At 66.4% G+C, this 24,660-nt stretch carries 18 protein-coding genes; 10 read left to right on the top strand and 8 right to left on the bottom strand.

Annotated features, from left to right (window positions below; genetic code table 11):
• The first annotated feature begins 118 nt into the window (after positions 1–118).
• On the top strand, positions 119–1,324 hold the full coding sequence (lhgD, locus tag ACZY0Y_RS05765; RefSeq protein ID WP_463957067.1) for an L-2-hydroxyglutarate dehydrogenase: 1,206 nt from the start codon (positions 119–121) through the stop codon (positions 1,322–1,324).
• Positions 1,325–1,345: 21 nt separating this feature from the next.
• On the opposite strand, the gene ACZY0Y_RS05760 is transcribed toward lhgD, so the two are convergent.
• Positions 1,346–2,653, bottom strand: coding sequence for a CynX/NimT family MFS transporter (locus ACZY0Y_RS05760; RefSeq protein WP_463957066.1), 1,308 nt, complete (start codon positions 2,651–2,653; stop codon positions 1,346–1,348).
• Positions 2,654–2,748: 95 nt separating this feature from the next.
• On the opposite strand from ACZY0Y_RS05760, the gene trmB reads away from it, so the two are divergent.
• From trmB to ACZY0Y_RS05745, 3 genes are all read left to right on the top strand, one after another.
• Positions 2,749–3,672 carry a tRNA (guanosine(46)-N7)-methyltransferase TrmB gene (gene trmB / locus ACZY0Y_RS05755; RefSeq protein WP_463883162.1) on the top strand — a complete coding sequence of 308 codons (924 nt, stop codon included), beginning with the start codon at positions 2,749–2,751 and terminating at the stop codon, positions 3,670–3,672.
• A 128-nt stretch (positions 3,673–3,800) separates the two neighbouring features.
• Positions 3,801–4,607 carry a DUF1206 domain-containing protein gene (locus ACZY0Y_RS05750; RefSeq protein ID WP_463883182.1) on the top strand — a complete coding sequence of 269 codons (807 nt, stop codon included), beginning with the start codon at positions 3,801–3,803 and terminating at the stop codon, positions 4,605–4,607.
• Positions 4,607–5,881, top strand: a complete 1,275-nt coding sequence (locus tag ACZY0Y_RS05745; RefSeq protein ID WP_463883160.1) for an N-acetylglucosamine-6-phosphate deacetylase — start codon at positions 4,607–4,609, stop codon at positions 5,879–5,881. Before ACZY0Y_RS05750 ends, ACZY0Y_RS05745 begins: the two co-directional genes overlap by 1 nt.
• Before the next feature lie 19 nt (positions 5,882–5,900).
• Here the strand turns inward: ACZY0Y_RS05745 and ACZY0Y_RS05740 are convergent, their stop codons facing one another.
• A complete protein-coding gene (locus ACZY0Y_RS05740; protein WP_463957065.1) occupies positions 5,901–6,602 on the bottom strand; it encodes an anti-sigma factor family protein in 702 nt (233 codons plus the stop codon).
• Positions 6,599–7,090 (bottom strand): sigma-70 family RNA polymerase sigma factor, encoded by a 492-nt coding sequence (locus ACZY0Y_RS05735; RefSeq protein WP_463957064.1) that lies wholly within the window; start codon positions 7,088–7,090, stop codon positions 6,599–6,601. The genes ACZY0Y_RS05740 and ACZY0Y_RS05735 overlap by 4 nt, the downstream gene beginning before the upstream one ends.
• 173 nt (positions 7,091–7,263) lie before the next feature.
• Here ACZY0Y_RS05735 and ACZY0Y_RS05730 point away from each other — a divergent pair, with 173 nt between their 5' ends.
• A complete protein-coding gene (locus ACZY0Y_RS05730) occupies positions 7,264–7,803 on the top strand; it encodes a COG4315 family predicted lipoprotein (protein WP_463957063.1) in 540 nt (179 codons plus the stop codon).
• 50 nt (positions 7,804–7,853) lie between these two features.
• Here the strand turns inward: ACZY0Y_RS05730 and ACZY0Y_RS05725 are convergent, their stop codons facing one another.
• The gene (locus ACZY0Y_RS05725) at positions 7,854–8,723 is read right to left on the bottom strand and encodes a DMP19 family protein (protein ID WP_463957062.1); all 870 of its coding nucleotides are present in this window, start codon (positions 8,721–8,723) and stop codon (positions 7,854–7,856) included.
• A 598-nt stretch (positions 8,724–9,321) separates the two neighbouring features.
• On the opposite strand from ACZY0Y_RS05725, the gene ACZY0Y_RS05720 reads away from it, so the two are divergent.
• Together ACZY0Y_RS05720 and ACZY0Y_RS05715 are read left to right on the top strand one after the other, a co-directional pair.
• On the top strand, positions 9,322–9,720 hold the full coding sequence (locus tag ACZY0Y_RS05720; RefSeq protein ID WP_463957061.1) for a DUF3846 domain-containing protein: 399 nt from the start codon (positions 9,322–9,324) through the stop codon (positions 9,718–9,720).
• A gap of 99 nt (positions 9,721–9,819) precedes the next feature.
• Complete coding sequence (locus tag ACZY0Y_RS05715; RefSeq protein WP_463957060.1) at positions 9,820–13,287, top strand: DEAD/DEAH box helicase; 3,468 nt, start codon at positions 9,820–9,822, stop codon at positions 13,285–13,287.
• Positions 13,288–13,369: 82 nt separating this feature from the next.
• Here ACZY0Y_RS05715 and ACZY0Y_RS05710 read toward each other — a convergent pair whose 3' ends face one another.
• The 4 genes from ACZY0Y_RS05710 to ACZY0Y_RS05695 form a co-directional block, all read right to left on the bottom strand.
• Positions 13,370–15,196, bottom strand: a complete 1,827-nt coding sequence (locus ACZY0Y_RS05710; RefSeq protein ID WP_463957059.1) for a helix-turn-helix domain-containing protein — start codon at positions 15,194–15,196, stop codon at positions 13,370–13,372.
• A 158-nt stretch (positions 15,197–15,354) separates the two neighbouring features.
• Entirely contained in the window at positions 15,355–16,716 is a 1,362-nt protein-coding gene (locus ACZY0Y_RS05705) for an MFS transporter (RefSeq protein WP_463957058.1), read from the bottom strand.
• An 83-nt stretch (positions 16,717–16,799) separates the two neighbouring features.
• A complete protein-coding gene (locus ACZY0Y_RS05700) occupies positions 16,800–18,179 on the bottom strand; it encodes an FAD-binding oxidoreductase (RefSeq protein WP_463957057.1) in 1,380 nt (459 codons plus the stop codon).
• A gap of 549 nt (positions 18,180–18,728) precedes the next feature.
• Entirely contained in the window at positions 18,729–20,630 is a 1,902-nt protein-coding gene (locus ACZY0Y_RS05695) for an FAD-binding monooxygenase (RefSeq protein ID WP_463957056.1), read from the bottom strand.
• A 237-nt stretch (positions 20,631–20,867) separates the two neighbouring features.
• Here ACZY0Y_RS05695 and ACZY0Y_RS05690 point away from each other — a divergent pair, with 237 nt between their 5' ends.
• Genes ACZY0Y_RS05690 through hpaE form a run of 3 tightly spaced genes read left to right on the top strand, consistent with a single transcriptional unit; the run spans position 20,868 to position 24,635 of the window.
• A complete protein-coding gene (locus ACZY0Y_RS05690; RefSeq protein ID WP_463957055.1) occupies positions 20,868–22,355 on the top strand; it encodes a fumarylacetoacetate hydrolase family protein in 1,488 nt (495 codons plus the stop codon).
• On the top strand, positions 22,348–23,064 hold the full coding sequence (locus ACZY0Y_RS05685) for a GntR family transcriptional regulator (protein WP_463883143.1): 717 nt from the start codon (positions 22,348–22,350) through the stop codon (positions 23,062–23,064). The genes ACZY0Y_RS05690 and ACZY0Y_RS05685 overlap by 8 nt, the downstream gene beginning before the upstream one ends.
• A gap of 56 nt (positions 23,065–23,120) precedes the next feature.
• Entirely contained in the window at positions 23,121–24,635 is a 1,515-nt protein-coding gene (hpaE, locus tag ACZY0Y_RS05680; protein ID WP_463957054.1) for a 5-carboxymethyl-2-hydroxymuconate semialdehyde dehydrogenase, read from the top strand.
• Positions 24,636–24,660 lie beyond the last annotated feature (25 nt).

The raw sequence follows: 24,660 nt of genomic DNA, 5'->3' as shown, positions 1-24,660 counted from the left end.
CGGATCCGGGATGTTGGCTAAAGGGGAAGCATGCCACAGCAGGCGGCGGGACGCAGCCCCCGGGCATCGGCGGGGTTCTATACTCGCGGGAAGACCGCGGCGAAAAGGACCCCCTGACGTGAGTGAACGCATTGGAATCATTGGTGGCGGGATCGTGGGCATCGCGCTGGCACGCGCCATTGTGCAGCGCGGGCTGGGCGAGGTCACCGTCTTCGAGAAGGAGGACCGGCTGGCCTCGCACCAGACCGGCCACAACTCGGGCGTCGTGCACGCCGGCCTCTACTACGCTGCGGGATCGCTGAAAGCGCAGTTGTGCACCGCGGGACGGACCGCCCTGCGGGACTACTGCCTGCAGAAGAATCTCCCCTACCGGGAAGTCGGCAAGCTGGTGGTGGCCGTCGACGAGTCCGAGCTTCCTGCCCTGGCCGAAATCGAAAAGCGGTCCCGGGCGAACGGTGTGCCTGGCCTCGCCCGGATCAACGACGTCGCGCGGCTGCACGAGCTCGAACCGCACGTCGCCGGCGTGGCCGCGGTCCAATCGCCGCACACCGCCGTCGTCGATTTCGCGGCCATTACCGAAGCGATGGCGCAGGACGTCCGCACGGCCGGCGGCACCGTTCTGCTCGGACAGGAAGTGGTGACAATGGAGGTCGAGGGCGCCACCGTGCGGGTCGGCACACCTGGCTCGGAGCACCGCTTCGACCGCGTGATCGCCTGCGCCGGCCTGCAGTCCGACGTCGTTGCGCGCCTGGTGGGAGCCGACCCTTCGCCGAAAATCCTCCCCTTCCGGGGCGAATACTGGTCGCTCAACCCGGAACGGAACCACCTGGTGCAGGGGATGATCTACCCGGTGCCCGACCCGCGGTTCCCCTTCCTCGGCGTTCACTTCACCCGCGGCGTGTACGACGACGTGCACGTGGGTCCCAACGCCGTCCCGGCACTCGCCCGGGAGGGCTACGGCTGGCTCTCGGTCTCGGCGAAGGACACCTGGGAATCCCTGCGGTGGCCGGGGGCAGGTCCGCTGGCGAAAAAGCACTGGCGGATGGGTGTGGATGAGATCAGCGCCTCCCTCGTGAAGTCGCTCTACTACCGCAAGGCGCGGCGGTTCATTCCGGAACTCACCATGTCGGATCTGACGGCGAAAACGGCTTCCGGGGTGCGGGCCCAGGCCTGGGGGCGCGACGGGGCGCTGCTGGACGACTTCGCCGTGGACCAGGTGGGGCCGGTAACACTGCTGCGGAATGCGCCGTCGCCCGCGGCTACCTCGTGCCTGGCCATCGCGGACTACCTCGTCGAGCATTACCTCCAGGGCCGGCGTTCCTGAGCCGTTGCCCCATTAATCTCGTCAGCCGCCGATGAAGCGGTTCCGCCCGGCACGGTAGCCGAACACCGCGGCCAGCGATCCGACGGCGAGGAACAGCACCCCGGCCGCCGCGAAGGACCCCGTGGCCTGGTGCAGCTGGCCGACCATCAGGGTGCCGGTGGACCCGACCCCGTAGCCCACTCCCTGCATCATCCCTGACAGGTGTGCCGCGGTGTGGCCGTCACGGGTGCGGACCATGATCATGGTGAGCGCGACGGCGGTCAGGCTGCCCTGACCCAATCCCAGCAGCCCGGTCCACAGCCAGATCAGCTCGAGCGGGCCGAAGATGCTCAGCGCGAAGCCGCCACCGGTCATGAGCGCCACCACGGTGTTGATCGCGCGCTGGTCCCGGAACCTGGTGGCAAGCGCAGGGGCGAACAATGACCCCAGCATCTGCAGCACGATCGAGACGGAGACGATCACCCCGGCCGTGCCGCCGTCCACCCCTCGTTCGCGCAGTATCGGAGCCAGCCAGGCGAAAACACTGAAGGACATCATTGCCTGCAGCACCATAAAGGTGGTCACCTGCCACGCGACCGCCGAGCGCCACACATTCACGCCGCCGTGCGCGCTCTGGTGCCGGCTGTGGCGCTGCCTGATGGCCAGCGGCAGGAACAGCAGAAGTACGACGCCGGCGGGCAGCGCCCAGAACCACAGCGCTGCGGTCCACTCCCCCGTCGCGCGGAAGACGGGGTAGGTGAAACCGGCGCCAAGGGCGGCGGAGGCGCAGATCGCCGTGGTGTAGAGGCCGCCCATCAGGCCGAGCCGGTGCGGGAAGTCACGCTTCACCAGGCCGGGCAGCAACACGTTGCACAGCGAGATTGCGGCACCGCAGGCGGCAGTCCCGGCCAGAAGTGCGGGAAGGTGCCCGGCGCCTCCGGCCTCCAGGGGCCGCAGCAGCAGCCCGGCGGTGAGCACCGCCATGGCGCCCAGCAGCACCCGCTCGGCCCCGAAGCGGCGGGCCAGGACGGGAGCCAGCGGGGCGAAGACCCCCAGCAGCGTTACCGGCGCTGTGGTCAGGACGACGACGGCCCAGCCCGGCAGCCCGGCGTCGGCCGTCACTTCCGGCAGTACCGCGGCGAAGCTGGAGAAGACAGTGCGGAGGTTCAGGCCGATCAGGACCAGGCACACGCCCAGGTAGGCCAGGGTGCGGCGGCTGCCGACCCGGGTGGGGTCCGCCGCGGGTACGTCGTCGATCTCGGCGTCCACCAGCAAGACCCGGCGGTCCCCGGTCTTGAGGCCGCTGACGGTGGAGTCCTGGGGGCTCTTCGGTACAGTCACGGTCCCCATTCTGGCAGGCTCCGCGCCGCCGGCCGTGTCAACAGCGACACTGACGGCCGTCCCGTCAGCTGGGCGCCCACCGGAACTCCACTATTCTGGAAGGGATGAGCGAAACCCCAGAGTCCCCCGAAACGCCGCAGACACCGCGCCCGGTGACCCCCGGCAGCCAGGCCTCCTTCGGCACCTATGGCGGCCGGCCGGTCAGCTTTGTGCGCCGCGGCACGCGCCTGCAGGGCCGCCGGCAGGTGGCGTGGGAGGAACATTCTGACCGGTGGGCCGTCGACGTCCCCCGCCACATCGCCAACACCTCCGTGCACCCGGACTACGTCTTCGACGCCGAAGCCGAATTCGGCCGCAAGGCCCCCTTGATCGTGGAGATCGGCTCGGGGCTCGGTGATGCCGTGTGCCACGCGGCCGAGGAGAACCCGGACAAGGACTTCCTTGCCGTGGAGGTCTATACGCCGGGGCTGGCCAACACGCTGATCAAAATCAACAGCCGCGGCCTGAGCAACGTCCGCGTTGTGGAGGCGAACGCCCCCGAGGTGCTGGCCACCATGCTGCCGGCGGCTTCCGTGACGGAACTGTGGGTCTTCTTCCCGGACCCGTGGCACAAGTCCCGGCACCACAAGCGCCGCCTCATTCAGCCGGCGTTCGCCGAGCTCGCCGCCCGGGCGCTCACGCCTGGCGGCCTGTGGCGGATCGCGACGGACTGGTCCAACTATGCCGTCCACGTGCGCGAGGTCTTGGCCGGCTCCCCCGACTTCGAGAACCTGCACGACGGCGAGCGCAGCGGCGCGGAGAGCCCCCTCACCCAGGTGTGGGAATCCGGCGTCGAGTCCCTCGTCGGCGGGGCCCCCGTCAAGGAGGGCCGCGCTCCCGTGAGCACGGAACACACCGGCCCCAACGAGGGCATCGATGAGACCGGCGGCTGGGCCCCGCGGTTCGACGGCCGGGTCCTGACGAGCTTCGAAAACAAGGCGCACGAGGCGGGCCGGCTCATTTTCGACCTCAGCTACCGGCGACGCTAGGACAGCCACTCGACGGTGCTGTTCCCGGCAGGCTCCGCATGGCACGATTACGGAAGAGGCATGAACCGGGCGGAACTCACGTCCGGCAGAAGCACGGAGCCAGTTGAGGGGACAGCATCAAAAGAGAACTGAAGGACGCAGCCGACGCGGCCGAAGACATCACCAATTCCCGCCCGCTTGAGCTGGTGGCCCGCGCCGGTTTTGCCGTGAGCGGCATCCTGCATCTCCTCATCGGCGTGGTCGCGATCCGGCTCGCCATGGGCGGGGAAGGCGAGGCTGACGTCAGTGGTGCCGTGGAGCAGCTTGGGAGCCAGCCGGCCGGTCCGCTGCTGCTGTGGAGCTCCTTCGCCGCCTGCGTTGCCCTCGCGATCTGGCAAACCAGTGATGCCATCTTCGATTTTGAGCACCTGCCGGCGAAGAAGAAGGCCGCAAAGAAGGCCAAAGCGGCCCTCCAGGCTGTGGTCTACGCCGGCCTCGCCCTCACCTTGCTGTCCTTCGCCAGCGGCGCCGGCAAGGACCACACCAGCTCCACCAGCGACCTCACAGCCTCCGTGCTGAAAGCCCCGGGAGGCTACGCACTCCTGCTCGCCATCGGCGCGGGGGTTGCCGTCGCCGGAATCGTCTATGCCATCCGCGGCTTCCGGCAGTCCTTCGCCAAGCACCTCCGCCTCCCCGCCTCGCACAAGGCACGGATGGCGGTGACCGTCCTCGGCGTCGTCGGCTACGCGGCCAAGGGCATCGCCCTGCTGCTGGTGGGGCTGCTGGTCATCATCGCCACCATCAAGGTGCACCCCGAGGAGTCCACCGGACTCGACGGCGGGTTGAAAGCCCTCCGTGACCAGCCGTTCGGCATGTACATGCTGGCTGCCGTCGGAGCTGGCCTCATCTGTTACGGCATCTTCATGATGGTGCGCGCCAAACTGGCCAAGATGTAATGCCCGGCGTGCACCGACCGGACACCCACACCCCCGTCCCCGGCCCCGCCTATGTCCTGGCCGGGACACTGATTTCGGACGGCGCTGCCACGGCTGACTCCGTGGTGGCGGTGGCTGGCGGAAGAATCGCCTATGCCGGCCCCCGGAGCGGCTTCGACGTTGCGCTCTTCCGCGGCGCGGAGGAGCTCAAGCTTCCGCCGGGCAGCTCGATCCTTCCCGGACTCGTCGACCTCCACTGCCACGGCGCGGCCGGCGGCGGCTTCCCCACCGGCGACAGCCATGCGTGCCGCGACGCCGTCAGCTTCCTGCACCGCAACGGAACAACCACACTGCTGGCCAGCCTCGTCACCGCGTCAGGGCAGGAGCTCGTCAGGGGAATCGGCGTACTGAGGCCGCTCGCAGACGAGGGCCTCATCGCGGGCATCCACTCCGAAGGCCCGTTCCTCGCCGTGGCCCGCTGCGGGGCGCAGGACCCGGAATGGCTGCGGACCCCGGACCCCGATTTGCTCCGCCGGTTGCTGGACGCGGCTGGCGGCACCCTCAAGACCATGACGTATGCCCCCGAGCTGCCGGGCGCCGACGGTCTGGTCAGCATACTCGCGGCTAACGGCGTCACCCCGTCGCTGGGCCACACCGACGCCGACGCCCAAACCACCGCGGATTCCCTGACCGGCGCGGCCGCGTCCCTGCGCGCCCGCTCCGGACCATCCGGTGCCTCCGGGCCCGGAACGGGCCGGCGGCCGACGGTGACACACCTGTTCAACGGGATGCCGCCGCTCCACCACCGGAGTCCCGGCCCTGTGGCGGCGTGCCTGCGCCTCGCCGCCCAGGGCGCCGTCGCTGTGGAACTCATCGGCGACGGCGTCCATCTGGACCCCGCGACGGTCCGGATGGTCTTCGAGCTGGTCGGCGCCGGCAACGTCGTCCTGGTCACCGATTCCATGGCGGCGACCGGTCTGCCCGACGGCGACTACGTGCTCGGTCCTGCCGCCGTGGTGGTGCGCGACGGCGTGGCGGCGCTGAAGAGCAACGGCGCCCTCGCCGGCGGCACGGCGACCCTGCTGGAAGTTGTCCGCCGCACGATCGGGGCCGGGGTCAGCCCTGCCGACGCCGTGAAATCGGCGACCCTGGTCCCGGCCAGGATCCTGGGCCTTGAGGCCGAGATCGGGAGCCTGAAGGCCGGCATGCGGGCCGACATTGTGGCGGTCGACGCCGACTTCGGGCTCGCCGCGGTCCTTCGCGGCGGTCAACCCCTGGCCCGCCCCGCCTCCTGAGCCGGGGGCGTCGTCGCTGTTATCCCCGCGGCACGGCGATGAGGGCCATGGTCTGCTGCTGCCCGTTCCGCATCTCAACGCTGGCGATGTTGGCGAGCTGCAGGGGCGTGGCTCCGGTGATCCTGACCCTGCCGCTCGGCGTTGCCGTCCACGCGCAGGCGCGGTCTTCGCCGCCGTCGCTGGCCTTCACCCATAGCGACAGGGTCCCGTCCACCGGGAGGCTCCGGCCCTCGACGGCGAGCTCAGTGCCCCAGGTCTTTTTGGCCATCCCCACCGTGAACTGCAGTCCGTCGCCGGCCTGGACGGAGTAGCTGGCGTCCGGTTTGGGCGGCTGGTTGAACAGCGGCGCGGCCAGGATTCCGAGCGCCAGGCACGCCGCTGCCGCGGCGGCGAGCGCTGCGGTCCACCGGCGTCGTATTCTCCGGCGCCGTGTGGACAGTTCGTCGAGGAGCTGCCGCGGCATGATGGCAGGCGCGGCGCCCGACGGCGGCGGTTCCGGCGTCGCCGGTTCCCGCCCGGCGGTGGCGGCAGCGGCACCGAGGGCGACGGCGTCGGGCACCGGGAGCGCGTCCAGCAGCGCCGGGAGGCTGGCCAGCTCGTCCAGCTCACGCCGGCAGTCCGCGCAGCTGCCCAGGTGCTGCTCAAAGGCGGCGGCCTCGCCGGGTTCCAGCCCGCCGAGCAGGTAGGCGCCGAGCAGTTGGTGCAGGTCCGTGGCGCTCACCGCTGCACCCCCATCTCATCAAGGATCGTCCGGAGGGCCCGCACGGCGTAGAACGCGCGGGACTTCACTGTTCCGCTGGGGATATTCAAACTGACCGATGCCTCCTGCACGGTGTAGCGGCGGTAATGAAGTGCCACCAGAACGTCCCGGTGCTCCGCGCTGAGCCGCAGCAGCGCCTCTTCCATCAGTACCCGGTTGAGGAGTTCGTCCACGCGTTCCTCGCCGCCGGCCGGGTCCCGTTCTGTCGCCTCGCGGGGCCGGCGCTGGGCCTTGCGATAGTTGTCGATCATGATGTTGCGGGCCGTCCGGAACAGGTAGCTGCGCAGGCTTCCCGTGATCTGGGGGGCCTGCTGCCAGACCCGCAGCACTGTTTCCTGCACGACGTCGTCCGCCATGTGCGGATCCCGGCAGGCACTCAGGACGAAACGCCTGAGCGCCGGCCCGTGGTCGCGGTAAATCGCCGCCACCACGTCTTCGTCGAGCGACATGACCGTCCTCCCCGGGTGGGTTTGTGCGCCTGTGCCCCTAAGACGCGCGGATCGCCGGAATGGTTCATGTACGGGTTCCGGGGCGCAGTCCTGTGAACCATTCTTGCCCCGCGGGCGTCGTAACGGTTAGCGCCGGCCTGGCCAGTTGGCCGGTTCGAGTCAAGGAGCAGCACATGAAAAAGAACCTCAGCATTGGCCTGTCCGCTTTCGCCCTCGCCGCACTGCTCTCCGGCTGTGCCGGCACCAGCGGGACTGCCACGTCCACGACGCCGGTGGCCGCCACGACGCCGCCCGGCAGTGCCGCAGCGGGTTCGGCTCCGGCTTCCACCTCGGCACCGGCCGCGGCCGGCCCGGATCTCAAGGTCGCGGATTCCACCGCCGGCAGGATCGTCGTCGACGGCAAAGGCATGAGCGTCTACTACTACACAAAGGACGTCAAAGACTCCGGGACGAGCACCTGCACCGGCGGGTGCATCGCCGCATGGCCTCCGGCCCTCGCTGCCGGTGACACGCCAACGGTAGACGGCGTCACCGGCACCGTGGGCACCATCGCCACCCCGGAGGGCAAGAAGCAGCTGACCATCAACGGGATGCCCGTGTACTACTACGCCAAGGATCTGGCGGCCGGGGACATCCGGGGCCAGGGCGTGGGCAGCGTCTGGTACCTCGTCGCCCCCTCAGGTGACATGATCACCGGCACCTCCGGGTACTAACTGCCGGCCACCGCTGTGCGCCGGCCATGGCCGGCGGCAGTTGTTCGGGCTCAGTCGTCCTCGACCTCGAACTCGACGGCGGCCAGAATCTCCTTGGTCTCCGGGTGGATCATGACCGCTTCGCGTTCGTCCTCGAGCATGAGGAACTCGCCCTGGTCCGTGGTGAAATGCCAGGCCAGGGTGGTCTGGCCGTCGTGGTCATAGTTGGGGTCGCCCATGGTGATCTTCAGGAGGGCGTGGCCTGCCACGTCGCAGAGCTCGCGGATGATCATCTCGAATTCCGGCATGTCGAGCAGATCATCTTCGGCGGCCTCGGCCTGGCGCTCCGCCAGGTTCGGGATCCGGGACACACGCTCGGCGATGTGGCGGTCGAGCTCCTCCTCGTCCAGGACCAGGAGGTCTGCCAGGCCCCGGAGCCACGCGGCGTTCAGCGCGATGATGTCTTCGGTCTCCAGCAGGGTTTCGAACTCGCTGTCGAGCTCTTCCAGGAGTCCAACCACGTCCGGGACGCCGTCCGCGCCGCCGTCCAGATCCGCATCCCCATCAAGATACGCGTCTGCTTCCTCCTCGGAGAGGGAATCGAAGGCAGCCACGGTGCGGTTGAAAAGGTCCCGGTGAGCGGCGGCCCCCATGCTTTCGAGCCCGGCCCGGATGTAGGCGTCGATGTCCTGGCGTTCGGGCGCGGTAAAAACGTACTGGGCGAACCCGCCGCCCAGCGACTGCGTCAGGTAGAAGTCGACGTAGTAGCTGCGCAGGGCGTTCGGCGCGATTTCCTCGATGTCGAGCAACTCCGCGTACATGGCATTGACCACGTCCACGTTTGCGTCAACGACGTCCGCGTCGCTGCCTTTGATGGCCGCCCGCGGCAGGACCGTCGCGTAACCGGTGGCGGGCAGGGTGGTGGAAAGGCCGTTGCTCATGGAAAATCCTCACTGCTTAAGGCGGGTGGTGCTCCGATCCCTTTCACGGTACGTGGCACCGCCGGCGCTGCGGTTGAGCCGCAGCTGAACGTCCGGCGAAGTTTGGGTGACCCGGCCACCGCTCTTCACGTTGCGCCTTCGTTCGGACGTTTAAATCCCGGGCTCTTTTGCGTCCCAGCACGGTCCATAATCCGCCCTAAACACGTGGACTGGCATTTAAAATATAAGTAGGTATGGTGATGGGTAGATAGCGTTTAGAAAGGCGTGATTTCATTGTCAGGAAAGTCTCCCAGAAATATCAATGCCAAGAAAACGGGAAAGTCGATTCTCGAAAAGAGAGCCGAGAAAAAGGCAAAAAACGAAACCAGCGAAATTCTGTTCGCAAAGCCGCGCAAAAGCCAGAGGTGACACCTAAGCCCTGATGCACCAGCGGCAGGCAGGTCACGGCGACCGGCGGAGACGCAAGCCACCAAGTGCGTCGGTCCAAGTTCGCGCTCAACGGCAAAATGCACGCCAAACGGACGATACCGGGCGTTACACAATGCTTCGACCGGGCACCGGGTGATTTCCGGTTGGGCCGCGTTTCAGGCCTGTGGAAATGTCGATTGTTCAAACACAGAAAGACCCAGTCATGCGCCAGACTCGTATCGCCTTGATTATCCCGGCCCGCCTTAGCCACCCCATTCGCGTCGAGGAGATCGACACGTCTCTGGCCACACGGCAGACCCTGGTTGAAGGGAACGTCGGAGCAATCAGTTGCGTGGATTGGCACGCCTATCTGAACGACGAGGCAGACTTCATCCCCCTGCCCCTGAACGCCCGGGCCGAAGTGCTGATCCGCGAAGCAGGTCTGCATCTCGAGGAGACCGTCAGCGGGACGGTTGTGTTCCTCGGCCACAAAAACAACGGCGACGAAGCAGATGCACCTGCACACCTGCTCCGGCTGGCCGCGCGCCTCTTCGACACAGCGCGCCCGGCACCGGTCATGGTCCAGTAGACGAAGCACTCACTGTGGTCCCTTGTCCCGCGGGTTCGGGGAGTCCCGCCAGACTCGCTAAGATGGATCAGATGACCAACTGCTGAAAGTAGTGCGCACATGCCATCCCATCCGGACGAGAGTGCGGCACTGGCAATACAGACTCCCGCGATCAACGACCGCTCCCTGGCGGCCGGGCTTGCCTACGCCATGGGGAGCCGCGTGTCGGGTATTTCCTTCGACGCCGCCACCGGGCTCATGCTCGGCAAGGTGCGTGGCGGCTCCGATGTGCCGTATTCGACGACGGCGAAGCTGGTCCGCAAGGCGGGCGGCTGGAGTTGCACCGTGGGGGTGTGCAGCTGCCCGGTCCGGAAGGACTGCAAGCATGTTGCCGCCCTGTTGTTCGCGGCCGAGGACAACCCTGCGATCCGTGTCCAGCTGCTGGCCCCCGCCGACGTCAGCCGGCGGTCCCGGCCGGCCCCGGTGCTTGACGTGCCGGACTGGGAACAGGCGCTCAGCCCGCTGATTGCCCAGCCGGGAATCACACAATCCACCAATGGCATCCCGCTGGCACTCCAGTTCGAAATTGAAGAACCCGCCCCGCACTTCTCCTACACCGGGCGCCGCGACCCGCTGCGCAGCGTCCGCCAGCTGAAGGCCCGTCCGGTGATCATGGGCGCGAAGGGAAAATGGATCCGCGGCGACGTCTCCTGGAACACCCTGAGCTACCTGAGCTACCGGCGCGAGTGCAATGAGGCCCACGTCGAGTGGATGCAGGAGTTCCTCGCATCACACACCGCCCTGGCGAACCGCCAGCACGCGGGGACGGGGCTGTGGCTGGGCCTGAACACCTACGCCGGCAAGAACCTGTGGAGCCTGCTGTCCCAGGCCCGGAAGATCGGCGTCGCCCTCGTCCACAGCCGGGGTTCGGAACCCGTGCGGCTCGTCGAGCAGCCCGCCGCCGTCGGGCTCAACCTGGCCCGTTTCGGGACCGCGCCGGTCCCCGCCGAGGCGGACGGCACCGTTGTGCTGCCGGCTGCCGGCGGCGCGGACGACGGCGGACTGTCGCTCGCCCCCACCATCACCGTTGAGGGGGAGGTGGTCGATCCGGCCTCCGTCGGGACCATCGGACGCCCCGCCCACGGGATCTTCCTGACCTCCGGCCCGGACGCACTGCCCGGCGCCGCACCGACGGACTCCCTCATTACGCTCGCCCCGCTGGAAGGCGGCCTCAGTGAGGAACTCCTGACCTTCGTCACGGCCGGAACCACGCTGCACATTCCGGCCCGGGACGAGAGCCGTTTCCTGACCGGCTTCTATCCCAAGCTCAAGCAGAGCGCCCGGGTCACAGCCTCCGACGAGTCCGTGGAGCTGCCCCAGCTGGCCGCACCAACCCTGTCGCTGCTGGCCAACTACGGCGCCGACCACCGGGTCCGGCTGCACTGGGAATGGCATTACAAGTCAGGCAAGCTCGTCACGGCCCAGCCGCTGTGGCGCCACCCCGGCGATCACGGCTACCGCGACGACCCTGCCGAGGCCCGCATCCTGGAGGCCGTCGGGCAGCCCTGGGATGTGGTTCCAGCCTTAGGCGAGTCGGCCACGGGTGGCTGGGGAACGCCGCGGCTGACAGCCTCGGCGGAACTCAGCGGCCTGGACACCCTGGCGTTCACCGAGGAGCTGCTCCCGGGGCTCCGCGAGGTCCCCGGCGTTTCGGTGGACACGGCCGGCGAAATCGCCGACTACCGGGAGGCCGAAGAGGCGCCGGTCGTGTCCATCTCCACGAAGGCCACCGAGCAGCGGGACTGGTTCGACCTGGGCATCCAGATTTCCCTGGAGGGCCAGCCGGTGTCCTTCGCGGCCGTTTTCTCCGCGTTGGCGGCCGGCCAGACCAAGATGCTGCTCCCCAGCGGGGCCTATTTCTCCCTGGACCTGCCCGAACTCCACCAGCTCCGGGCCCTGATTGAAGAGGCCCGGGAGCTGCAGGACAACAAGGACGCCCCGCTGCAGATCAGCCGATTCCAGGCCGGGCTCTGGGACGAGCTGGCGCAACTCGGCATTGTGGACCAGCAGGCCGCGGCCTGGCGCGAGGCTGTCGGCGGGCTGCTGGAAGGCGGCGTGAAGGGCCTGCCGTTGCCGGCGACCCTCAATGCCGAGCTTCGCCCGTACCAGCTGGAGGGCTTCAACTGGCTCAGTTTCCTCTACCGACACGGACTCGGCGGGGTACTGGCCGATGACATGGGCCTGGGCAAGACCGTGCAGGCGCTGGCGCTGATCTGCGCCGCCAAGGTCGCGGCAGTTGCACCCGCTGCAGCCGCCGACGGCGGCGCTGCCGCCACGGCGCCTGGCGCTGCGCCTTTTCTGGTGGTGGCCCCCACAAGTGTCGTGGGCAACTGGGAGGCCGAGACCGCGCGGTTCGCGCCCGGTCTCACCGTGCGCGCCATCAGCGAAACCTTCGCCAAGAGTGGCTCCAGCCCCACGGAGGCGATGGCCGGTGCGGACATCGTCATCACCTCCTACGCCCTGTTCCGGATCGACTACGAGGCCTACGCCTCCAAGGAGTGGGCCGGGCTGGTCCTGGACGAGGCCCAGTTCGTCAAGAACCACCAGTCCAAGGCCTACCAGTGTGCCCGGAAGCTTCCGGCGGTGTTCAAACTCGCGATCACCGGTACCCCGCTGGAGAACAACCTGATGGAGTTCTGGGCGCTCACCTCGATCGTGGCGCCGGGGCTCTTCTCCAGCCCGAAGCGGTTCGCCGAGTCCTACCAGAAGCCGGTCGAAAAGAACGGCGACAAGGCCCAGCTGGACAAGCTCCGGCGTCGGGTCCGCCCGCTGATGATGCGGCGCACCAAGGAACAGGTCATCCACGACCTTCCGCCCAAGCAGGAGCAGATCCTCGAGGTCGTGCTGAACCCGCGGCACCAGAAGGTCTACCAGACGCACCTGCAGCGCGAACGCCAGAAGATCCTGGGACTGATCGACGACGTCAACAAGAACCGCTTCACCATCTTCCAGTCCCTCACGCTGCTGCGGCAGCTCAGCCTGGATCCCTCGCTGATCGATCCCTCGCTCTCGGGAGTCCGGTCCAGCAAGCTCGACGTACTCTTCGAACAGCTGGAGGACCTGGTGGCGGAAGGGCACCGCGCCCTCATCTTCAGCCAGTTCACCGGCTTCCTGGGCAAGGTCCGCGAGCGGCTCGTCGAGGAGAACATCGAGTTCTGCTATCTCGACGGCAGCACCCGCAACCGCACCGACGTCGTCAATGAGTTCAAGAACGGCGCCGCCCCGGTGTTCCTGATCAGCCTCAAGGCCGGCGGCTTCGGCCTGAACCTCACGGAGGCGGACTACGTGTTCCTGCTGGACCCGTGGTGGAACCCTGCCTCGGAGGCGCAGGCAGTGGACCGCACCCACCGGATCGGGCAGGCCCGCAACGTCATGGTGTACCGGCTCGTCGCCAAGGACACCATCGAGGAAAAGGTCATGGCCCTCAAGGCCCGCAAGTCCCAGCTGTTCGCCGACGTCATGGAAGGCGACGCGCTTTCCGGCGGGGCGCTCACGGCCGACGATCTGGCCGGGCTGTTCAACGACTGACCCGTTGTTTCCGCCGGTCAGCGCAGGCTGCTCCCCGGATACCTAAGAATTCGCCAGCGGCCAGAGTGCTCGATCGGTCGCTTCAGGCGTCTTCCGCTGGCCGGGACGCCTCCTCGGCAATTTTATCCCTGTTTGCGGGAGGTATCCGGGTTATCGAATTCATCAAACCGTGCAAACGCAACGCGAGTTGAACGTCGAGGCTGAGGGCTGGGTCCTTCCATCCGGGCCCGATGAGCGCGGTGATTCGTTCGAGCCGCTGGTAGAGCGTGTTCGCGTGGATATGCAGTGCCGCACACGTGCGGGCGTGGTGTTGCGAGAGTTCCAGATATGTCGACAGCGTCGTGGCCAGGCTTCGCCCATAGTCATGGTCGTGGCTGAGCAGCGGGCCAAGTGTCTGTCGGACGAAGACTGCGAGCTGGTTTCGACCTGCTTGACTGAACACCGAGCGATAGATGCCGAGCTCTGATACTTCTGCGATGTCGCGCGAACGTCCAAGTGCGTTGAGCACTTCCGTGGTCTGCTGGGCTGCCTCGTGGGCTGACCGCACAGCGCGAACGCCACTCCCGCTTGGCGCAATGCCTATCGCACCGGGATAGCGCCCGTCCGCGAGGCGTTGCAGGCACTCCTTCACCGCCTCCACCGGTGCCCCGGGCAGGAGAATAACGATATGTTCGGCGTGCTGTCCGGACCAGCCGTCGAATTCTTGGGCCAGACGGAAGGCCAGGCGGCGGGCCTCCTCTGCGTCGCCCGTTCCGGGGTCGGCCGACACCACCACTACTGCTGACACTTTGCCGATATCGATGCCCACGGATGCCCCGTGCCGGGCCACACTTTCTTCATCCGCCTGGCTCCAAAGCAATGTGTTGATGAACTCGCTGCGGGTGCGAAGTTCGACTTCGGCGAGCGAGCGCTCGGAGGCAACCATGATGGCGACGGCGGTTGAGCCGATTGAGAGCAGCCGAATGGCCTCTTCGTCGAGCGGTACCTGGCTTTCAGCAACAAGGCAACCGCCGTATCCGGCCGACAACAGGACAGGCACTGCGACCCGGTGTGTTGCTTTTAAGCTGGCGCCGAGCGGAACAACGGACGTTGAATTGGAAAAGAGAGATGAAAACTCGGGATTCTCGGCATTCTCGAACCTCACTTGCACACCGACGGCATGTTCAAGGTCGCGGAGTATGTCTGTGAGCCGGCCGCCGCTGATCACGATCCCGTTGAGCCTCTCCCGCAGGTCGAATGCGCGCTGGCGCGTGTCATCTGTTTTCTTCAGGGCCGCAATGGCACCACGCAGGGCTTCGGCGGAGCGCTGTTGCTGCTCGAACAGCGTGGCATTGCGAATTGCAACAGATGCATGCGCGGCGAGGGCCGCCAGGAGCTCGATCTCACGTTCCGTGAATTTGCGGGGGCTGCGGTTTGCGGCCAACAACACCCCTAGGGCCTCGTTGCCGACCATCAAGGGAACGCCGAGAATGCCGCCGAGATGTTCACTGGATGCGGCGTCGTCTACATGTCGAATGTGGTCGATCCCGCGGTCCTTCAGGTAATCCTCCGTCCAAAGAGGCTTCCCGGCACGCAAAACTTCGCCGCCCAGTCCCTGTCCGGGGCCGATTTCAATGCCCCCCAGCACAGATCCCATTGAGCCGTCCGAGACCTCGATGCGCAGGTTGTCCCCCTCATGACGAAGCATAAGGTAGGCAACGTCGGTAGCCAGAAGGCGCCGGGCCTGCATAGCGACTTCCAGCAGGACCTCACGTGGTTCGCGCAGGGTGGCAAGCCTGCGGGCGAGGGCATTGAGCACGGTGAGTTCATCGGCGTGCTGCCGGCGCTCCGAAAGCCGCTTCATGATGGCCAATACCTTCCCGGTTTGGCGCTCAATCTCCTCATGCATGGACTCCGGGGATTCGTCCAAGAGCCGCTTCCGGTAGCTCTCTGCCTCGGACAGCTGTCCATCACCGGAAAGGAGGTCGAGCCACCCCCCTAAGTTCGGTGGATGGCTCGTTCTCCTCAGTCCGGCGGAAACGTCGTTCGCATCGATTGGGGGCACGTTTCAGTATCGCACGATGCGTTTTACTCGCTCCGGGTCGGCTCCAGCGCTTCTGCGGAGTCCTGCTTCAGCGTGGATTTCATTGCGATGACTACCAGCCCGGCCAGGACCATGACGGCGCCGACCACCCACATGCCCGCCTGCTGAGACCCTGTCAGCTCCGCCAGCTGGCCGGTGATGTAGGGGCCCACAAAGCCGGACAGATTGCCAACAGAGTTGATGAGCGCAATGCCCGCGGCCGCTGCGGCCCCGGAGAGGTAAAGGGATGGCAGCGGCCAGAAGGTGGGTAGGGCCGCGCAAATTCCCATGGTGCAAACGGTGATGGCGGCCATGGCAGCAAACGGTGAATCGAGGTAGAGCGCTATCGGGATCGCAATTCCGCCGATGATGGTCGGGATGGCAACATGCCAGATTCGCTCACCCGTCTTGTCTCCGTGCTTGGCCCAGAAATACATGGAGAAACAGCCAAACACGAACGGAATTGCGACAATAAAGCCCTGCTGGATGACCGAAAAATCGGTGTTGAACTCCTTCTTGAACCCCGCGACAATCGTTGGCAGGAAGAAACTGATGGCATACAAGCCATAGACGATGCCGAAATAGACGAACGCCAGCGCCCAGATGCGTCCCTGAGTTAGGGCCTGCTTGATGGATACGTGGGGGCGAGCCGCGGTGTGTGCGGAATCCGCGTCCATCTCCTGTTCCAGCCAGGCCCGTTCGTCATTGGCTAGCCATTTGGCGTCGGCGGGCCGCTCAGTCAGATAGAACCAGCAGACCACGCCCAGAACGACGGCCGGCAGGCCTTCGATCAGGAACATGAACCGCCAGCCGTCCAGACCAAACATGATCTGGTCGCCGGCGGTAATCAGCCAGGACGACACCGGCGAGCCAATCGCGGCGGACAACGGTACAGCAAGTATGAACAGGGCTACGGCTTTGGCCCGCTCACGCTTGGGGAACCAGTAGGTGAGGTAAAAGATGATGCCGGGGAAAAACCCCGCCTCGGCGACACCAAGCAGAAAACGCAATAGATACAGGGTTTCCGCGTTCGGGACGAAAGCCATAATGGTGGCGATAATTCCCCAGCTGACCATAATCCTGGCTATCCAGCGGCGGGCCCCAAACTTGTGGAGAGCCAGGTTGCTGGGAACTTCCAGAATAAGATATCCGATGAAAAACAGCCCGGAAGCCAAACCAAAGGTCGTGGCCGTCAGCCCCAGTGCTGCGTTCATGCCGTGGGGTGCTGCGAAGGCTAGATTGGTCCGGTCCAGATAGTTTATGAAATACAGCAAGCCAAGAAATGGGGACAGCCGAAAGGCCACCTTGCGCAGCACGCGTTTGCGCATCGCCGGATCCGCGGCCTGCTGCCGGTTTATCGTCTTCATGGGGCTCCTCATTGAGTTGGATGAGTACAGGGCGGCGCATTGGCACCATTGCCCCCGTCGCTGCGTTTGGCGGCAGCGCCGGGTTATCCGGCGTCAGCGCGATGGCCTACGACATCGTCGTGTGGAAATGCCTTGCCGGGATTCAGCGTCCCGCGGGGATCGAGCGCGGCCTTAACAGACTGGTGCATTCTTATTACCCTTGGTTCCAGTTCGTCAGCGGCGCCGGAGAGCTTAAGCAGGCCGACGCCGTGTTCGCCGGTTACCGTACCGCCCAGGGCGCGGCAATCCTCGACTATCTCGTCGAAGGCGGCCTTCGCCCGAGCTTTTGCCGGAATGTCGTCCACGGGCGCAATTATGAGTGGGTGCAGGTTGCCATCGCCGGCGTGGGCAATATTGGCAATGACAACGTCGTGCCTCGCCGCTGACGCCTGAATCCGGGAGAGCATCTCAGGAACGGCCGAGCGCGGTACGCAGACGTCCTCCGTCAGAACCGGGCCGAGGCGTTCGAGCGCCGGGTAGGCCATGCGCCGGGCTAGAAACAGCCGGGCGACGTCTGCGGGCTCGACGGCTTGCTCGACGTTAGATCCGCCTGAATCCCTGAAGATTACTGCCACGCGGTCAGCCAACTCGAGGCCAGCCGTTCCTTGTTCATCGATCTTGGCCAGCAAGAGCGCGTCGACGTCTGCGGGAAGACCGAGATCCAGCCACTCGTCTACCGCTCGCAGGCAGGTACGGTCAATGAGTTCCAAGGCCGCAGGGACGATCCCTTCAGACGTGATTGCAGCCACGGCGACGCCCGCTGCCCGCAAAGACGGGAAGTATCCAACAATGCCCTGTTCCTCACGCCCTGCCAGCGGCAGGAGCTTGACGATCACCTCCGTGATGATGCCCAAGGTTCCTTCCGAGCCGACCATCAGGCCGGTCAGGTCGTAGCCGGTGACGCCCTTTGCGGTGCGGTGGCCGAGGTGGACAATCTCCCCGTCGGCGAGGACCACGGTCATGCCGAGCACGTAGTCGCGTGTAACGCCGTACTTGACGCAGCATATGCCGCCCGCGTTGGTGGCTGCATTGCCGCCGATCGTGGAAATGCCTGAGCTTGCCGGGTCCGGCGGGTACCAGAGCCCGACGGCGGCCGCAGCGTCCCGGAGGGCTTCATTGATGACGCCGGCCTGTGCGACGGCAAATCGCTCATCGGCGTTGATCTCAACGACATCATTCATGAGCTCCAGCGAGAGGATGATGCAATTTTCCACACTGTTCGCACCACCAGAGAGCCCGGTTCCCGCACCCCGGGGAACTACGTGGATTCCGTGTTCATCGGCAAAGCGGACGACGTTCGCCACTTCTGATGTGGTGCCAGCCAGCACTACTGCGAGGGGTGTCTCGAACGGCGCCCATTCAGCGTCGTCATGGCTGTAAGCCTGAAGGGACTGGTCGTCGGTGAGGACCTTCCCGATTTCCACCAACGAAGCCAAATCTTCCGCTAAATGGTTGGAAATCACTGCCGTCCTTATCATTCTGTTAATCCTTTACCGTCTGTCCTCTGACTAGTGAGAATTAGCCCAGAGACAACGGTAACGCGAGACGCAGGTCACAACAATGCAGAATATGTCCATAAAACTGCGTCGGTTACGGATATTTAGTCCATGGGCACGCGAGCTTGCCCCAAACTGGACATTCTGCGGTCCACTGCCGGTCCGCCGCCACCAAAAAGCCGATCGGAATCTATGTGGCGGTCGCAGTCCCGCAGCGGTTCTCTCGCGTCAGCACCATCGCCGTGATAACCCTTGGCCATGTCGTCCCTGGCGCTTTTGCGCACGGCGCGGGCAGCGCCGTCGACGCCGGCCCACTCCCCCACCGACGTGCTGCAACTCACCGAGATCTCCGAGGTCCTCGGCGAAGCAACCGCCGACAGACCCGAGCCCCAGGCACAAATCCGCTTCTCACCGGCGCCCGCGCCCGGGCGGTCTAAAGACTCGCGGGCACGTCATCGTCGACCCGTTTGTTGGGAGTCACACCCCAGCGGGCCGCCCTGCCTGCAGGAGCGGCGCGAAGAACGCGCCGAGCTCCGCCGTCGCCGTCAGGGGCAGGACGTTGGCCACATACTGGTCCGGGCGGACCACCACCACGACGCCGCCGCGGTCCAGGCCGCGAAGCTCGAAGATGTCCGCCTTCGGATCGGTGGCGTAGACCTTCTCGTAGTCCGTGAGCTGGAACGGGCCCACCAGCGGCTTGAACACTGGGGGGACCGCCCCGATGTCGACGCCCGTGTGGTCCTGCTGGTAGATGACTTTCACGTCGAACCACGCGTCGAGGTCGGCCCCCTTGGGGGTGGCGGCGAGCGGAGAGTCCGGCGCGGTCGCGATCCAGTCGGCGAAGTCCATGGTGGGTGACGGGGCACCGGCCGCTGCTGCGTCGGCAAAGACGTAGATGCGCCACCGCCCGTCCGCCGTGGCGTGGTGCCCGAGGTGGATCGGGTTGGTGTCGCAGACCCGCACAACGGACGCGGATTTGAAGCGCTTGCCGATGGTGAAGCCGGCGGCCAGGTCCTGGTGGTCGGCCTCGCCGATGAGCATGGACGGGGCGTACTGGGTCATGAATCCGGCCGGGAACTCGGCGGTGCTCACGTAGAAGTCCTCGAGCTCCGAGGGGCTTTCGAATTCCTCGGGCTTCTTCGCCATGAGCGTCGACCACTCCTTGTCGAAGTCGATGAGGTTCTTCGCGATGACCTGGCGCTCGGCCGAATACGTGGACAGCAGGCTTTCCGGGCTGCGGCCCTCGAGCACGTGCCCGAGCTTCCAGCCCAGGTTGAAGCCGTCCTGCATGGAAACGTTCATGCCCTGGCCGGCCTTGGCGCTGTGCGTGTGGCATGCGTCGCCGGTGATGAACACGCGCGGCGTGCGCGTGCCGAGCTGGTCCGGCAGGACGTCGTCGAACCGGTCCGTGAGGCGGTGGGCGACCTCGTACACGCTGTGCCAGGCAACATTGCGGACGTCGAGGGTATAGGGGTGGAGGATCTCATTCGCCTGGGCGATGATCTGCTCGATGGTGGTGCTGCGCACGGCGCCTTTGTCGTTCTCGTCGACTTCGCCAAGATCGACATACATGCGGAAGAGGTAGCCGCCTTCGCGCGGGATCAGCAGGATGCTGCCGCCGGTGCCGGACTGGATCGCGCACTTCGTGCGGATGTCCGGGAAGTCCGTGACGGCGAGGACGTCCATGACGCCCCAGGCATGGTTGGCCTGGTCGCCCGCGAGTGTGCAGCCGATCGAGTCCCGGACCTTGCTCCTGGCGCCATCCGCGCCGACGACGTACTTCGCCCGGACAATGCGCTCCCGGCCCTCATCGGGGCCGGCAGTGTGGACGAGGGTGACGGTGACGGGATACTCGCCTGCGTCGGAGACCTCGAGGCTCCGGAACTCCAGGCCGTAGTCAGGCGCCATGCGGGTGGGCGCGTTCGCCATGAACTCGCCGAAGTAATCCAGGACGCGGGCCTGGTTGACGATGAGGTGCGGGAACTCGCTGATGCCGGTCGTGTCGTCCACGGCGCGGGCGGACCGGACGATCCGTGACGGGTCCGCGGGGTCCGGCTTCCAGAAGGCCATCTCGGTGATGCGGTAGGCCTCGGCGATGATCCGCTCGGCGAAGCCGAAGGCCTGGAAGGTCTCCACACTCCGGGCCTGGATGCCGTCGGCCTGCCCGATGGGGAGCCGCCCGGCGCGGCGCTCCACGATCCGGGTGGTGATGCCCGGGAACTGGGACAGCTGCGCGGCGGTGACAACGCCCGCCGGTCCGGTGCCCACAATGAGCACGTCGACCTCGTCAGGAAGCTCTGTGGGCCGATCGATGCCGACGCCGGCAGCTGGCTGGACTCGCGGGTCACCGGATACGTAACCGTGGTGGTGGAACTGCACGGGCTTTCCTCACTTCGCTGTGTGGCACTTCGTGGTGTGGCGGACTGTCGCCGTCGGGGTGTTCGATATTAGAACTTGACGTTCGATAATAGAACTCATATCTCCAGGCAAAACTGTACGGCAGATATGACGCGGGTTACAAGTACCCGGAAAACTCCCGCAGGCAAGGGGTTGACGTCCCACGATTCCTGGGCAATAGTTTTCGTATACGATTTCGTACTCGATGAGGAGTAATTCTTGGAACAGGTCACCGACCACCTCCTGGCCGCCGCGCGCAAGGTCATCGCGGTCCACATCAACTACCCCAGCCGGGCAGCGCAGCGGGGCCGGACACCCGGGCAGCCGTCGTATTTCCTGAAGCCATCCTCCTCCCTGGCGCTCAGCGGCTCAACGGTGGAACGTCCCGCCGGCTGCGAACTCCTCGGTTACGAAGGCGAGATCGCCCTGATCATCGGCAAGCCGGCCCGGCGTGTGGCCATCGAGGACGCCTGGAACCACGTCGGGTGGATCACGGCCAGTAACGACCTCGGCGTCTACGACCTCCGCTACGCCGACAAGGGCTCCAACCTCCGGTCCAAGGGCGGCGACGGTTTCACGCCGGTGGGCCCGGGACTGATCGCCGCGGACGCCGTCGACCCGGCACAACTGCGGATCCGCACCTGGCACAACGGCGACCTGGTCCAGGACGATACCACCGGTGACCTGCTCTTCCCGTTTGCCCGCCTGGTCGCTGATCTCTCCCAGCTGCTCACCCTCGAGGAAGGCGACATCATCCTCACCGGCACCCCCGCCGGGGCCTCCGTGGCCAAGCCGGGCGACGTCGTCGAAGTTGAAGTCAGCACGGAAAGTACGACGGCGGGCGCCGCCGCTGCCGGCTTCTCCACGGGCCGTCTGGTCACCCGGGTGGCGGATGGCACGACGCCGTTCGAGGACTTCGGCGCGCAGCCCAGGACCGATGACCTCCAGCGGGAGGAAGCCTACGGCTCGCGTGAAGCGGCCGGACTCGCCGCCGTCGGACATGTCCTGTCGCCGGAGCTGAAGGCGAAGCTCGAAAGCGTCTGCACGGCCACCCTGTCCTCCCAGTTGCGCAAGCGCGGCCTGAACAACGTCAGCATCGACGGCCTGACCTCGACCCGCCCGGACAGGCGGATCGTGGGCCTGGCCCGGACCCTGCGCTACGTGCCCAACCGCGAGGACCTCTTCAAGACCCACGGCGGCGGCTTCAACGCCCAGAAGAAGGCCATCGACTCGGTCAACGAGGGCGAAATCCTGGTGATGGAGGCCCGCGGCGAGAAGGGCACCGGCACCATCGGCGACATCCTGGCCCTCCGCGCCCAGGTGCGAGGCGCCGCCGCCGTCATCACCGACGGCGGTGTCCGTGACTTCTCCGCGGTGGCTGCGATGGACATGCCCACCTATTACGCCAACCCGCACCCGGCCGTCCTGGGGCGCCGGCACATCCCATGGGACACGGACATCACGATCGCGTGCGGCGGCGCCACCGTGCAGCCCGGGGACATCATCGTGGCCGACGCGGACGGCATCCTGGTGATCCCGCCGGCGCTGGCCGAGGAGCTCGCCGACGATTCCATCGCCCAGGAACGCGAAGAGGTCTTCATCGCCGAGATGGTGACACAGGGTCACAGCGTGGACGGCCTCTACCCGCTGAACACCGCATGGCGCGCCAAGTACGAGGAATGGGAAGCAGGCAAAGCCAATGACTGACACAGCGACTGCCACAGGCACAAACACAGGTACTCACCCCGCCGCGCACACAGTCAGCAAGTCCGAGCAGGCCTACGCGGCCGTCAAGGCCCGGATCGTGGACGGGGCCTACTCCCCCGGCTACCGGCTGGTGCTGGCGAAGATCGCCGAGGATCTGGGCGTCAGTGTGGTGCCGGTCCGCGAAGCCATCCGCCGGCTCGAGGCCGAAGGGCTGGTGACATTCGAGCGGAACGTCGGTGCCACCGTCGCCGGGATCGACCCCACCGAGTACCTCTACACGATGCAGACCCTCAGCATCGTGGAAGGTGCCGCCACGGCCCTTTCTGCTCCCCTGATCGGGCCGGCGGACGTAGCCCGTGCCCGCGCCGTCAACGCCGAGATGCGCGCATGCCTGGAGCACTTCGACCCCGTCCGGTTCACCCGGCTGAACCAGGACTTCCACAGCATCCTGTTCGAGCACTGCCCCAATCCCCACATCCTGGACCTCGTCCACCGGGGCTGGAACCGGCTGGCCTCGCTGCGCTCCTCCACGTTCCGCTTCGTCCCCCGCCGCGCCCACGAATCGGTCGACGAACACGAGGCACTCCTGAAACTCATCGAGTCGGGCGCCACTTCCGACGAGATCGAAAAGGCCGCCCGCCTGCACCGCTCCGCCACCCTGGACGCCTACCTCGCCCAAAGCAACGCGGGGTCACATAGCGCCCATTAATCGGCCCCGCATGGGCCGTAGTTGACCCCGCGTTGCAATACCAGACAGGAAAAACAATGACCTTCACCGCCGAAGAAGCTTCAACCCATTACGTCCCGCAGGACCTTCCCACCCACATCCAGCACTACATCAACGGCGAATTCGTCGATTCCGTCAGCGGCAAGACCTTCGACGTCCTGGATCCGGTGTCCAACACCAACTACGCCACCGCCGCCGCCGGGCAGAAAGAGGACATCGACCTCGCTGTCGCGGCCGCCCGGAAGGCCTTCACCACCGGGCCGTGGCCGCGGATGAAGCCGCGGGAACGCGCCCGGGTCCTGAACAGGATCGCCGACGCCGTCGAAGCCCAGGAGGCACGGCTCGCCGAGCTCGAAACCTTCGACACCGGTCTGCCGATCACCCAGGCCAAGGGCCAGGCGCTGCGCGCGGCCGAGAACTTCCGGTTCTTCGCGGACCTGATCGTGGCCCAGTTCGACGACGCCATGAAGGTCCCCGGCGCCCAGATCAACTACGTCAACCGCAAGCCGATCGGCGTCGCCGGGCTCATCACCCCGTGGAACACCCCGTTCATGCTGGAATCCTGGAAACTCGCCCCGGCCCTGGCCACCGGCAACTGCGTGGTGCTCAAACCGGCCGAATTCACCCCGCTGTCCGCCTCGCTGTGGGCGCAGATCCTCAAGGACGCCGGCCTCCCCGACGGCGTCTTCAACCTCGTCAACGGCCTCGGCGAGGAAGCCGGCGACGCGCTCGTGAAGCACCCGGACGTCCCGCTGATCTCCTTCACCGGGGAAACCACCACCGGCCAGACGATCTTCCGCAACGCCGCGGCGAACCTCAAGGGCCTCTCCATGGAGCTCGGCGGCAAGAGCCCGGCGGTCATCTTCGCCGACGCGGACCTCGACGCCGCGATCGACTCCACGCTGTTCGGGGTCTTCTCCCTCAACGGGGAACGCTGCACCGCCGGCTCCCGCATCCTGGTGGAACGCGGCATCTATGACGAATTCTGCGGGAAGTACGCCGCCCGGGCGAAGAACATCGTGGTCGGCGACCCGCACGACCCCAAGACCGAGGTCGGCGCCCTGGTCCACCCCGAGCACTACGCCAAGGTCGCCTCCTACGTGGAAATCGGCAAAACCGAAGGCCGGCTGCTCGCCGGCGGCGGCCGCCCGGAGGGGTTTCCGACCGGCAACTACATCGCCCCCACAGTCTTCGCCGACGTCGCCCCGGACGCCCGGATCTTCCAGGAGGAAATCTTCGGCCCGGTCGTGGCGATCACCCCGTTCGACACCGACGACGAAGCCCTCGCCCTCGCGAACAACACCAGGTACGGGCTCGCGGCCTACATCTGGACCCAGAACCTGACCCGCGCGCACAACTTCTCCCAAAACGTCGAAGCCGGCATGGTCTGGCTCAACAGCCACAACGTCCGCGACCTCCGCACCCCCTTCGGCGGCGTCAAAGCCTCCGGACTCGGCCACGAGGGCGGCTACCGCTCCATCGACTTCTACACCGACCAGCAAGCCGTCCACATCACCCTCGGCCCCGTCCACACCCCCAAATTCGGCGCCTGACCCGCGTCCCGCCCCTCCTCAACGA

The organism is Pseudarthrobacter kochi, assembly GCF_055412805.1.
The sequence above is the reverse complement of the archived record's forward strand: the minus strand, read 5'-3'. Positions and strand labels throughout refer to the sequence as shown.